The 12637-nt window shown below is 72.5% G+C and carries 11 protein-coding genes; 6 read left to right on the top strand and 5 right to left on the bottom strand.

Annotated elements, in window-relative coordinates; translation table 11 throughout:
* Positions 1–50: 50 nt before the first annotated feature.
* Positions 51–728 (top strand): class I SAM-dependent methyltransferase, encoded by a 678-nt coding sequence (locus tag Ani05nite_RS04365; RefSeq protein ID WP_203765343.1) that lies wholly within the window; start codon positions 51–53, stop codon positions 726–728.
* 29 nt (positions 729–757) lie between these two features.
* Here the strand turns inward: Ani05nite_RS04365 and Ani05nite_RS04360 are convergent, their stop codons facing one another.
* On the bottom strand, positions 758–1633 hold the full coding sequence (locus Ani05nite_RS04360; protein WP_239129266.1) for a LacI family DNA-binding transcriptional regulator: 876 nt from the start codon (positions 1631–1633) through the stop codon (positions 758–760).
* A gap of 161 nt (positions 1634–1794) precedes the next feature.
* On the opposite strand from Ani05nite_RS04360, the gene Ani05nite_RS04355 reads away from it, so the two are divergent.
* The 4 genes from Ani05nite_RS04355 (at position 1795) to Ani05nite_RS04340 (ending at position 6822) form a co-directional block, all read left to right on the top strand.
* Positions 1795–3018 (top strand): ROK family transcriptional regulator, encoded by a 1224-nt coding sequence (locus tag Ani05nite_RS04355; protein WP_239129256.1) that lies wholly within the window; start codon positions 1795–1797, stop codon positions 3016–3018.
* A gap of 106 nt (positions 3019–3124) precedes the next feature.
* Positions 3125–4660, top strand: coding sequence for a cellulase family glycosylhydrolase (locus tag Ani05nite_RS04350; RefSeq protein ID WP_203765340.1), 1536 nt, complete (start codon positions 3125–3127; stop codon positions 4658–4660).
* Positions 4661–4715: 55 nt separating this feature from the next.
* A complete protein-coding gene (locus Ani05nite_RS04345; RefSeq protein WP_203765336.1) occupies positions 4716–5828 on the top strand; it encodes a cellulose binding domain-containing protein in 1113 nt (370 codons plus the stop codon).
* A gap of 31 nt (positions 5829–5859) precedes the next feature.
* A complete protein-coding gene (locus Ani05nite_RS04340) occupies positions 5860–6822 on the top strand; it encodes an acetylxylan esterase (RefSeq protein WP_377881736.1) in 963 nt (320 codons plus the stop codon).
* 21 nt (positions 6823–6843) lie between these two features.
* Here Ani05nite_RS04340 and gap read toward each other — a convergent pair whose 3' ends face one another.
* From gap to Ani05nite_RS04320, 4 genes are all read right to left on the bottom strand, one after another.
* Positions 6844–7839: a type I glyceraldehyde-3-phosphate dehydrogenase gene (gene gap / locus Ani05nite_RS04335; RefSeq protein WP_203765331.1), complete on the bottom strand. Its 996-nt coding sequence runs from the start codon at positions 7837–7839 to the stop codon at positions 6844–6846.
* Between the two features lie 77 nt (positions 7840–7916).
* Positions 7917–8855: a GlxA family transcriptional regulator gene (locus Ani05nite_RS04330; protein WP_203765320.1), complete on the bottom strand. Its 939-nt coding sequence runs from the start codon at positions 8853–8855 to the stop codon at positions 7917–7919.
* Positions 8856–8960: 105 nt separating this feature from the next.
* A complete protein-coding gene (locus tag Ani05nite_RS04325; RefSeq protein ID WP_203765311.1) occupies positions 8961–9971 on the bottom strand; it encodes a polysaccharide deacetylase family protein in 1011 nt (336 codons plus the stop codon).
* A gap of 34 nt (positions 9972–10005) precedes the next feature.
* Positions 10006–11034: a glycoside hydrolase family 11 protein gene (locus Ani05nite_RS04320; RefSeq protein ID WP_203765303.1), complete on the bottom strand. Its 1029-nt coding sequence runs from the start codon at positions 11032–11034 to the stop codon at positions 10006–10008.
* A 497-nt stretch (positions 11035–11531) separates the two neighbouring features.
* On the opposite strand from Ani05nite_RS04320, the gene Ani05nite_RS04315 reads away from it, so the two are divergent.
* Complete coding sequence (locus Ani05nite_RS04315; protein WP_203765300.1) at positions 11532–12635, top strand: ricin-type beta-trefoil lectin domain protein; 1104 nt, start codon at positions 11532–11534, stop codon at positions 12633–12635.
* Positions 12636–12637: the final 2 nt, after the last annotated feature.

Raw genomic sequence — 12637 nt, 5'->3', positions numbered from 1 at the left:
CCGCGATCGGCGCAGAGTGCCGGTACCGACCCAGCGAGGCAAGGACTGCCATGACCGACGACACCATGACCCCGGCGACCGGCTTCCCGGTGCACCGGGCGCGCGGGCCCTTCAACGCCGCGTTCTTCAGCGCGATGGGCCCCTATCTCGAACGGAGCCTGCGGCAGCACAAGCGGCGCGTGTTCGCCGAGCTGCCCTCCACGGTGGTCGAACTCGGCCCCGGAGTGGGCGCCAACCTGCCGTATCTGCGCCCGGGAGCGACGCTCGTCGCCATCGAACCGAACCGTCCGATGCACCGGCGGCTCCGGGCCGCCGCCGAGCGCCACGGCGTGCACCTCGACCTGCGTGACCGGCGCGCCGAGCGCACCGGCCTGCCCGGCGCCGGCGTGGACACCGTGATCTCCTCGCTCGTGCTGTGCACGGTCGACGACCCCGTCGCCGTCCTGGCCGAGGTGCGGCGCATCCTGCGTCCCGGCGGCACCTTCCGGTTCGTGGAACACGTCGCCGCCCCGGCCGGCACCGCCACCCGCGTCGTCCAGCGCGTGCTGCGCCGGCCGTGGGCCTGGACCTTCGAGGGGTGCTCGTGCGAACGGGACCTGGCCGGTCTGCTGCGCGCCGCCGGGTTCGCCCGGGTCGACCTCCGGCCGTACCGGCTGCACACGCCGTTCGTGCCCTTCAACACCCAGATCGCGGGCATCGCCCACGCTGCCGGTGGATCGGGTGGGTGAGCCCCCGGCCGCCCGGGACGGACCGGAGCTCAGCGGCCGTGGACCGGGCCGGCCGGAGCCGCGCCGGTGCTGCCGCGGCGCCGGATCCGGATCGGCGGGCCGGGATAGACCCGCGGCCGGTCCCCGCGCAGCCCGTCGAGCACGGCCCGGCCCAGGGTGACGCCGTGCTCGTGGACGTCGATGCTCAGGGCCGACATCGGCGGCACGGCCAGCTCGCACAGGGCGGAGTCGTCGCAGGCGAGCAGGCTGACCCGCGCGGGCACCGCGACGCCCGAGCGCACGAGGTCCTCCTCGGCGGCCACGGCCATGACGTCGTTGTCGAAGATGAGCGCGGTGGGCGGGCCGGGCTCCGCCAGCAGCCGGCGGGCGGCCCGGACGCCGGCCTCGGCGCTGTAGTCCGCCTCGGCGATGCGCACGTCCAGGCCCAGCCGCTGCCCGCAGGCGAGCATGGCCGCCGAGCGCTCGGCGGTGTGCAGCAGCTCGGCCGGTCCGGTCACCCGGCCGATCCGCCGGTGGCCGAGGCCGCGGAACAGGTCCATCGCGGCGCCGATGGCGCCGGCGTTGTCGGAGACCACGCTGCTGAGCGCGGCCGGCCCGGCGTACCGTCCGGCGAGGACGGCGGGCAGGCCGAGCTGCGCCAGCCGGCCGGGGCGTACGTCGTCGTGCACCAGGTTCACCACGACCACGGCGTCGACGGCGCCCTCGCCCGCCCACCGGGCGTAGGTGGCCAGTTCCGCGTCCAGGTCGCGCACCACCAGCAGGAGCACGGTCCCGCCGGCCGGCGCGAGCACCTCCTCCAGGCCGGAGACGAGCTCCAGGAAGAACGGCTCCACACCGACCGGCGGGGCGCCGGCGGTCAGCACGAGGCCGATCATCCCGCGGGTCATGGCGGGTCCGGCCGTCATCGCCGGTCGCCGGCGCGGAGGACCTCGGGCATGCCTGCACGCTCTCTCTCGTCGCCGTGCGGGGCGGGCCCGGCACGCCGCCGGGGCCGGCGGAGAACCCGGTGAACTTTCTCGATCCATTATCTTAGGCAGGTGAACGAGGCCGTCAACGGATCACGACGGTGAGCGACGACGCCCCCGCCCCGGTGGCCGGCATCGCCACCGGGCGCGGCCGCCGTCCCGGGGCCCGCGAGGCGATCCTGGATGCGATCCGGGCGGCCGAGACGCTGAGCCGGGTGGAGCTGTCCGCGGCGACCGGCCTGACCGAGGCGTCGGTCTCCACCACCGTACGGCGGCTGCTCGACGAGGGGCTGGTCGTGGAGACGGGCCGGGCTCCGAGCGGCGGCAAGCCCCGCACGATGCTGCGGCTGGATCCGGCCGCGCGCATCGCCGTCGGCGTGCACCTGGACGACGACGTCACGACGTACGTGCTCACCGGGCAGACCGGCGGGATCATCGCGCGGATGAACCGGCCCACACCGGCCGGCGCCGGCCCGGAGGCCACGCTGGCCCGCCTGGTCGCCGACATCGCGGGGCTGGTCGACGGCTCGGGCATCGACCGCGCCCGGTGCCTCGGCATCGGGCTGGTGTGGTCCGGTTCGAGCGCCCGCCCGGCCGCGTCGGCCGGCGACCCGCACCCGGCGGGCCGGTACCGCGACGACCTGGCCCGTCGGCTGGCCGGGGCCACGGACTGGCCGGTGCTGCTCGAGAACGACGCGACCGCCGCCGCGGTGGGCGAGTACTGGGTGGCCCGGGTCGAGGCCGCCCGGCCGTTCGCGGCGCTCTACATGGCCGGCGGCATCGGCGCCGGCATCGTTCTCGACGGGGTGGCCCTGCGCGGCCGGCACGCCCACGCCGGCGAGTTCGGCCACCTGTGCCTGCAGGTGGACGGCCCGCTCTGCTGGTGCGGCAGCAGGGGGTGTCTCGAGGCGCTGGCCGGTCCCCCGGTCGTCGTGGCGGCGGCGCTGGCCGATCCGGTCGCCGCCGGGGAGGCGGGGCTGGACCCGGCCGTACGGCGCAGCACGGTCGCCGACTTCGCCGCCGTGGCCCGCGCGGCCCGCGCCGGCGCGCCGGCCTGCCGGGCGCTGCTGAACGGCTCGGCCCGCTACGTCGCCGCGGCCGCCGAGTCCCTGGTCAACCTGCTGGACGTCAACCTGCTGGTGCTCACCGGTCCGGGCTTCGCCGCGGCGTCGTTCGTGTACGGCCCCGCGATCACCGAGCGCATCGCCGCGGCCGACGCCCGCACCTGGCGCCGGGGCGTCTCGGTCACGGTGTCGCTCGCCGCGGCCACCGCCTCCGCCACCGGCGCGGCCGCGCTGGTCCTGCAGTCGTCGCTGCGCGGCTGAACATCCGCCCAGCCATATCTTGACTTACCTAAGAAACATGCCGGACGCTGTGGGAGCGCTCCCAACTATCGACATCCATGCATCGCTTCCCGAGAGGAGAGCCGCGATGAAACACCGCGTTGCCCTGGTGGCAATGTCGGCCGGCTTGCTCGTCGCAGCCGGAGCGGCGGCGGCGTCCACCGCGTCGGCCGCCACCACCGGTTGCTCGGCCACGTACACGGTGGTCAGTCAATGGCCGGGCGGATTCCAGGGCGGTGTCTCCTTCACCAACCTGGGTGACCCGCTGACCGGCTGGAAGCTGGAGTTCGACCTCCCCGACGTCAACCAGAAGGTCACCCAGGGCTGGAACGCCACCTGGTCGCAGTCCGGCGCGCACGTCACCGCGACCAGCCTGAGCTGGAACGGCGGCGTGCCCACCGGCGGCGCCGTGTCCTCCCTCGGTTTCACCGGCTCGTACAGCGGCAGCAACCCGGTCCCCACCTCGTTCCGCGTCAACGGGGTGGCCTGCACCGGTGGCACGTCCCCCTCCACCCCGCCGTCCACCCCGCCGTCGACGCCACCGTCCACGCCGCCGTCCACCCCACCGTCCACGCCGCCGTCGACGCCGCCCGCGGGTGGGGTGGCCCCGGCGCTGCGGGTGTCGGGCAACAAGCTCGTGACCGCCGCGGGCAAGCCCTACCGGCTGCTCGGGGTCAACCGGTCCAGCGGCGAGTTCGCCTGCGTGCAGGGCAAGGGCATGTGGGACGGGGCGCCGGCGGACCAGGCCGGCATCGCCGCGATGAAGGCCTGGAACGTGCACGCCGTGCGGATCCCGCTCAACGAGGACTGCTGGCTGGGCCTGTCCGGCTCGCCGAGCGGCGCCGCGTACCGCACCGAGGTCAAGACGTTCGTCGACGCGCTGGTCGCCAACGGGATCAACCCGATCCTCGACCTGCACTGGACCCACGGGCAGTACACCGGCAACATCTCGGCCTGCTCGGACGTCAACGCGACCTGTCAGAAGCCGATGCCCAGCATGCAGTACACGCCGCAGTTCTGGACCGGCGTGGCCACCATGTTCAAGGGCAACAACGCGGTGGTCTTCGACCTGTTCAACGAGCCCTACCCGGACGCGTCGAACAACTGGTCCGACATGACCGCCGCCTGGAAGTGCCTGCGTGACGGCGGCACCTGCACCGGCATCGGCTACGAGGTGGCCGGCATGCAGGACCTGCTCGACGCGGTCCGGGCCACCGGCGCCACCAACGTCGTCATGTCGGCCGGCCTGACCTGGACCAACGACCTGAGCCAGTGGCTGGCGTACAAGCCGACCGACCCCACCGGCAACCTGATGGCCTCGTGGCACTCCTACAACTTCAACGCGTGTGTGACCACCGCCTGCTGGAACAGCCAGATCGGCGCCGTGGCCGCGCAGGTGCCGGTGCACGCCGGCGAGATCGGCCAGGACACCTGCGCCCACGACTACATCGACCAGGTGATGGCCTGGGCCGACGCCAACGGCGTGGGCTACACCGCCTGGACCTGGAACCCGTGGGGCGGCTGCGCCAGCGGCGGCAACGTCCTGATCGAGGACTGGAACGGCACCCCGACCAAGACGTACGGCGAAGGGTTCAAGGCCCACCTGCTCACCGTCAACCCGTAACCCGACGGATCGTGGCGGGCCGGCCCCGGCCCGCCACCACCGGGAAGGAACGACCATGTCGCGAAGGTTCCGCTCGCTGCTGCTGTCCGCCGCGTTGGCCGCCGTGGCCGGGGCGCCGATACTCGCCGCGGCGGAGCCCGCGCGCTCGGCCGCCGCCCCCGTCCGGATCATGCCGCTCGGCGACTCGATCACCGCCGGGCCCGGCTGCTGGCGGGCCGTTCTCTGGCACCGGCTGCAGACCGCCGGCCAGACCGGCGTCGACTTCGTCGGCGGGGTGTCCGACGGCGGGGGGTGCAACCCCGGATACTCCTACGACACCGACCACGAGGGCCACGGCGGCTACTCGGCCACCGGCATCGCGGCCAACGACCAGCTGCCGCCGTGGCTGGCCGCGGCCCGGCCCGACGTCGTGATGATGCATCTGGGCACCAACGACATGTGGGGCGGGTATCTCCCGCTGGCCGACAAGCTGGCCGCGTTCACCAAGCTGGTCGGCCAGATGCGCGCGAACAACCCCGACATGAAGATCATCGTCGCCCAGATCATCCCGATGAGCGCCGCGGCCTGCGCCACCTGCCCGGCCGACGTCGTCGCGCTCAACAACGCGATTCCGGGCTGGGCCGCGGGCCTGACGACGGCCCGCTCGCCGATCGTCGTCGCCGACCTGTGGACCGGGTACGACGCGGTCGCGGACAACGTCGACGGGGTCCACCCGAACAGCACCGGCTTCCAGAAGATGGCCGACCGCTGGTATCCCGTGCTGACCAACGTCCTCGCCGGCACGGCGCCGACCCCGCCCACCACGTCACCGACGACCCCGCCGAGTTCACCGCCACCGACCACACCGCAGCCGACCACACCGGCCGGCGCGTGCGACGCGGTCTACCGGGTGGTCTCGGAATGGACCGGCGGCTTCCAGGGCGAGGTGACCGTACGCAACGGCTCGGCCGCGCCGTCGTCGGCGTGGACCGCGACCTTCACCTTCCCCGACGGTCAGCGGATCAGCCAGGCGTGGAACGCTACGGTGACCCAGAGCGGCGCTGCCGTCCGGGCGCGGGACGCCGGCTGGAACGGCGTCCTGGCCCCCGGCGGTTCCGCCACGTTCGGCTTCCTGGCCTCGTCGAACGGGACCGACACCCGCCCCGCGGTGGCCTGCGCCCTCGGCTGATCACCGCCACCACCTGCAGGAGGACCCACCGGTGCTGACCGACCTCTCCGGCGACGAGCTGCTGGCGTACCGCAGCACGCAGACCGAGCCGGCCGACTTCGACGACTTCTGGGCCAAGACCCTGGCCGAGGCCGCCGCCCACGACCTCGACGTCAGCGTGCGGCCGGTCGACACCGGGCTCACCACCGTGACCACCCACGACGTCACCTTCCGGGGTTATGCCGGCCAGCCGGTCCGGGCCTGGCTCCGGCTCCCCGCGACCGCGGCCGGGCCGCTGCCCACGGTCGTGCAGTACGTCGGCTACGGCGGCGGCCGCGGCAACGCCCTGGAGAACCTCTTCTGGTCCTCGGCCGGATTCGCGCACCTGCTCATGGACACCCGCGGCCAGGGCTCGGGCTGGAGCACCGGGGACACCCCCGACCCCGGCTCGGGCGCGCCGCAGGGTCCCGGCGTGCTCACCCGGGGCATCAACGATCCCGCCGACTACTACTACCGGCGGCTGTACACCGACGCCGTACGCGCGGTCGACGCGGCCCGGTCGCTCCCCCAGGTCGACCCGGACCGGCTGGCCGTGGTCGGGGGCAGCCAGGGCGGCGGCACCGCGCTGGCGGTGGCCGGGCTGCGCTCGGACCTCGCGGCCGCGGTGTCCTTCGTGCCGTTCCTGTGTGACTTCCCGCGGGCCACCCGGATCACCGACGCCTACCCGTACCGCGAGGTGGCCGACTACCTGGCCGTGCACCGCGAGCGGGTGGACCGGGTGCACCGCACCCTGGCCTACTTCGACGGGGTCGTCTTCGCCCGCCGGGCGAGCGCGCCGGCGCTGTTCTCCGTCGCGCTGATGGACGCGATCTGCCCGCCGTCCACGGTGTACGCGGCCTACCAGGAGTACCGCGGGGACCGGGAGCTACAGGTGTGGCCCTACAACGGACACGAGGGCGGGGGCATCCTCGACGAGGCGCGCGCCCTGCGCTTCCTGCGCGAGCGCCTCGGGTGACTGGCGGCTGAGCCGCCGCGACTAGCCGGCCATCAGCTCGAGGGTGTCGATGACCCGGTGGGCGAAGCCCCACTCGTTGTCGTACCAGGCCACCACCTTGACGTGCCGGCCGTCCACGCGGGTCAGGGCGGCGTCGAAGACGGCCGAGGCCGGGTTGCCGGCGATGTCGCTGGAGACCAGCGGCTCGTCGGTGTACTCGAGGATGCCGTGCAGTCCGCCGCCCGCCGCGGCCCGGTACGCCGCCAGCACGTCCTGGCGGCTCACCGCGCGGGCGACCGTGGTGTTCAGCTCCACCAGCGAGCCCACCGGCACCGGCACGCGGATCGAGTCGCCGGTGAGCTTGCCGTCGAGCCGGGGCAGGACCTTGCCGATCGCCTTGGCGGCGCCGGTGGTCGTGGGGGCGATGTTGACCGCGGCCGCGCGGGCCCGGCGCAGATCGCGGTGCGGCCCGTCCTGCAGGTTCTGTTCCTGCGTGTACGCGTGCACGGTGGTCATGAAGCCGTGTTCGATGACCGCCAGGTCGTCCAGCACCGAGGCCAGCGGGGCGAGCGCGTTGGTCGTGCAGGACGCGTTGGAGACGACGAGGTGCCGCTCGCGGTCGTACGCGCCGGTGTTGACGCCGAAGGCCAGGGTCACGTCGGCGCCGTCGGAGGGGGCGCTGACCAGCACCCGCCGGGCGCCGGCGTCCAGGTGGGCCCGGGCGGCCCGGGCCCCGGTGAAGCGGCCGGTGGATTCCAGCACGATGTCGACGTCGAGCTCGGCCCAGGGCAGGGCGGCCGGATCGCGCTCGGCGCAGACGCGGATGCGGTGGCCGTCGACTGCCAGGCCGGCGCCGTCGACGTCGACCGGGCGGCCGAGGCGGCCCAGTGCGCTGTCGTACTTGAGCAGATGGGCCAGGGTCTCCGGGGCGGCGAGGTCGTTGACGGCCACCACCTCGAGCTTGCTGTCGCGCCGCAGCAGGGCTCGCAGGGTGTTGCGTCCGATGCGGCCGAATCCGTTGATGGCGATGCGAGTCATGGCCCCATCGTCGGTGGCCCGCCGGCCCGGCGACAGTGGCTGCACCGCCGCTATGCGCAAGGATCTCGCCATCAAGATCAAGAGGCGAACGTGTGCCGGTACTCCGTCGGTGAGGTGCCGAGAATCCGCTGGAAGTGCAGGCGCAGGTTGGCGGCGGTGCCCAGACCGGCGCGGGCGGCGACCTGCTCCACGCCCAGGGCGGTGACTTCGAGCAGCTCGCGGGCCAGGTCGACGCGGGCCCGCAACACCCACTGCATCGGCGTGTACCCGGTGTCCTCCACGAACCGCCGGGAGAAGGTCCGCGCCGACACCCGGGCGTGGCGGGCCAGCGCGTCCAGGGTGAGGGGCTCGTCCAGGCGCGACAGGGCCCATTCACGGGTGGCGGCGAACATCTCGCCGAGCGGTTCGGGGACGCTGCGGGGCACGTACTGGGCCTGGCCGCCGCTGCGGTACGGCGCCGCGACCAGGCGCCGCGCCACGATGGTGGAGAGTCCGACGCCGTGGTCCCGCCGTACCAGGTGCAGACAGAGATCGAGGCCGGAGGCCGCGCCGGCCGAGGTCAGCACGTCGCCCTCGTCCACGAACAGCACGTTCTCGTCGACCCGCACCTGCGGATGCTTCTCGGCCAGGGCCCTGGTGTAGTGCCAGTGGGTCGTCGCCCGCTTGCCGTCCAGCAGGCCGGTCGCCGCGAGCGCGAAGGCGCCCGTCGAGATGGCCGCGAGCCGGGTTCCGCGCCGGTGGGCCGCGCGCAGGGCGGCGACCACCGCGGCCGGCGGCTCGGTCGTGGCCGGCTCGCGGTAGCCCGGGATGAAGATGGTGTCGGCGTGGGCGAACGCCTCGATCCCCTCGGCCACGTGGTACGACAGCCCGTCACCGCCGGCCACCGGCCCGGGCGCGGCCCCGCACACGAAGACCTGGTACGGCATGGTCGGCCGGTTCGCGAAGACCTGCGCGGGAATGCCGACGTCGAGCGGCTTCGCGCCGTCCAGCACCAGCACCACGACCCGATGATTCATGGGGCAACGATGGCACCCGTCGCCAGCATCCCGCCAGCCCGTGGAGCCGCACCCCGGGACGAGCGACGGCGCGGCGGCCGGTGAGCCGCCGCGCCGTCACCGGGATCAGGCCACGCGACAGGAGACGCTCGGCCAGGTGGTGCTGCCGTTCTTCTGGATCGTCACGCCGAAGTTGTTGCCGCTGCCGTTCGGCCGGGCGACCAGCTGTTGCGCTGTCGGGTAACTCGCCGTGATGTTCCAGGTGGAGAGGACCTTCTCCGGCGCCGGAATGTCCATCGTCACAGTCCAGGTGTTCGAGCCGCTGACCGCGACGTTCAGGTTGTACCGGTCGCTCCAACTCGAGCCGGCCGACAACGTCGCGGTGCAGCTGCCGCTGCCGGGCGGCGGCGTGGTGGCCGTCGGGCCGGGGCCCGGGTCGGTGCCCCCGCTCGGCGCCACCGCCCGGCCGGTCGACGGCGAGATCATGCCGGCGCACAGGTTGCGGCTCGCCAGACCCTGGGCGATGCGCGGGATGGCGGCCAGGGTGTTGGCCGCCCAGTCGTGCATCAGGATCACCTGGCCGTTGGTCAGCCGCGCGTTGGCCGCCACGATGGCGTCGGTGCTCGCGTTGTTCCAGTCCTGCGAGTCGACGTCCCAGATGATCTCGGTCAGGCCGTACTTCTGCTCGACCGACCGCAGGGTCGCGTTGGTCTCGCCGTACGGCGGGCGGAACAGCTTGGGCGTGCCGCCGCCGGCGTTCGCGATCGCCGTCTGGGTCCGGCTGATCTCCGAGTCCATGCTGGCCTGGCTGCCCTGGGTCAGGTGCGGGTGGGTGTAGCTGTGGTTGCCGACCCACATGCCGGCGTCGACCTCGGCCCGCACCAGCCCGGGATTCTGCGCGGCGTACTGGCCCTCGTTGAACATGGTGGCGCGCAGGCCGTTCTGGCGCAGCGCGTTCAGCAGATTCTGCGTGTTGCCCGAGGGTCCGTCGTCGAACGTCAGTCCGACGTAGCCGTTGCAGGTCGCGGCCTGGGACGGGGTGGCGTCGACGGTGATCGCGACGACGCTCGCCACGGCCAACGCGGCGACGGTCAGGCCGGTCAGCGACTTTCTCCACCGGCGTGCTGGGGTGCGCATACGACGTGCCTCCTCTCGGATCCGGACGGCCGGGTCAGCCGGCCTGGCAGGAAACGCTCGGCCAGGTGGTGCTGCCGTTCTTCTGGATCGTCACGCCGAAGTTGTTGCCGCTGCCGTTGGGCTTGGCCACCAGGGTCTGGGCGGTGGGATAGCTCGCCGAGATGTTCCACGTGGAGAGGACCTTCTGCGGCGCCACGACGTTCATCGTCACGGTCCAGTTGCTGGAGCCGCTGACCGCGACGTTCAGGTTGTAGCGGTCGGACCACGACTGCCCGGCGCTCAGGGCGGCGGTGCAGCCACCCCCGCCCGGCGGCGGGTTCGTGGTGGACGTCGGGTTCGGATTCGGGACCGTGGTGCCGCCGCTGCTGACCGTGATGTTGGAGCTGCCGCTGCTCTGGTAGCCCTCGGTGGCGATGATCTGGTAGTCGTGCGAGCCGAGCTGCAGGCCCGACCGGGTCCAGGCGTCGAAGTGGTTGCCGGTGGTGATGGTGCCGCCGGTGCGCTTCTGCTGCCGCACGCTCCAGTACTGGTAGAACGTCGCGGTGCCCTCGATCGACGGCTGGTTCACCCGCTGGGTGCGGTAGACGTCGTAGGTGCCGCCGTCGGAGGTGACGGTGCCCAGCCGCGTGGCGCCGGTGCTCGGGTTGTACGAGCCGAAGTTCTCCACCACGTAGTACTCGACCAGCGGGTTGCGGGTCCAGCCGTAGAGCGCCAGGTAACCGTTGCCGTTGACGTTGAACGAGCCGGAGTAGTTGATCGTGCGGCGGGCGCCGGTCGCCCAGCCCTTGCCGCCGACCCAGTTGTTGACGTTGCTCCACTGGGAGGTGTAGTTGCCGTCCGGCCCCAGCGTCATGGAGACGTTGCCGCTGTCCTTCCAGAACGAGAAGAAGTAGCCGTTGTGGCTGCCGGTGGTGTTCGACGTGACGGTCCGGTTGGCCTCGGCGCTGGCATCGACGGTCATCACCGTGCCGGCGACCGCGACGGCCAGCGCGCAGCCGGCGCCGAACAGCGTTCTGATCAAGCCGCGTCTGCGGGACTTCGGGTACGTCGGGGATTCTTGCATCGCGGACTTCCTCCTCGGGGAAAGCCTGGCGGGGCGACCAGGCGGGATGGGCAAGACGGGCGGGCCGGGCGCACATACAGACCGATCGATCAGTGGCACGAGTATCGATGGACGCCGTCGCGAAAGTCAACAACTTCCGGAAACACACCGGAATTCAAACCCACGCTCAGAACCCGCTCCCCAGCGATTTTCCCAGTTCAACGCGGTTAAGGTGGCCGCCTGGTGCGCTCCCGAGTCGCAAGCTTGCGGCCACTCTTGCGATCTTCTCGCCCGAAACTTTCGGAGGGCGCGGCCTGCCGTGGTCGACCACCGGCGCCGTCGCTCATTCCGAAAAAGCGTTATGCACGGCCGCATCACTAAGTCGGCACCCGCTTATCAAATTCCTACTCTTGAATGTCCGGAAACATTCTGGCAACCTTGAGAATTACGTTGTTAACGTTCACACCCAGTACCTGCCGGTGCCGCCGCGGACACGGCGGACCGCCGAAAGGAAAGCGATGCCCAAACGAAGAAGATGGCTCCTCGCCGCCGCCCTGAGCGTGGGACTCACCCTGACCGGCGCCGTCACGCAAGCCGGCCCCGCGGCGGCGGAGTCCAACGGCGGGACCCGCGTCATGCCGCTCGGCGACTCGATCACCGAGGGCACCCAGGTGCCCGGCGGCTACCGCATCGGGCTCTGGCAGCGGCTGGCCGGCGCGGGCTACCGTGTCGACTTCGTCGGCACGCAGTTCAACGGCCCGGCCGCCCTCGGCGACCACGACCACGAGGGCCATCCGGGCTGGCGGATCGACCAGATCGACGCGAACATCACCGGGTGGCTGGGCGCCACCGGCCCCCGTACCGTTCTGCTGCACATCGGCACCAACGACATCCTGCAGAACTACAACGTGTCCTCCGCGCCGAGCCGGCTCTCCACCCTGCTCGACCACATCACCGCGGCCGCGCCCGCCGCGGACGTGTTCGTGGCGACGATCATTCCGCTGGCGTCGGCCGGCCAGGAGGCGGCCGCGCGCACCTTCAACGCCGCCCTTCCGGGCATCGTGCAGGGCAAGGTGAACAGCGGCAAGCGGGTCCACCTGGTCGACATGCACGCCGCATTGACGACCGCGGACCTCATCGACGGCATCCATCCCACCGCCGGCGGCTACGACAAGATGGCCGCGACCTGGTACGCCGCGCTGCGGTCGGTTCCCGGCACCATCGGCGAGACCACCGGCACCCCCACCGGCGGCGCGCTGGTCGGGGCCGGCTCCGGGCGCTGCCTGGACGTGCCGGGCAGCAACACCACCAACGGCACCCAGCCGATCATCTGGGACTGCAACGGCGCCGCCAACCAGAAGTGGACCGCCTCCGGCCAGACCCTGCAGTCGCTGGGCAAGTGCCTCGACTCACCGACCAACGCCACCGCGGGGGTCAAGGTGCAGCTGTGGGACTGCTCCGGCGGAGCCAATCAGCGCTGGAACCGCAACGCCAACGGCACGATCAGCAACGTGGCGTCCGGCCTGTGCCTGGACGTCAGGAACAACGCCACCGCCGCCGGCAGCCTGGTCCAGCTGTGGACCTGCACCGCCGCCGCCAACCAGGTCTGGTCAGGTCGATAGCC

The sequence above is a fragment of the Actinoplanes nipponensis genome (assembly GCF_016862275.1).
Taxonomy (GTDB): Bacteria; Actinomycetota; Actinomycetes; order Mycobacteriales; family Micromonosporaceae; genus Actinoplanes; species Actinoplanes nipponensis.
The sequence above is the reverse complement of the archived record's forward strand: the minus strand, read 5'-3'. Positions and strand labels throughout refer to the sequence as shown.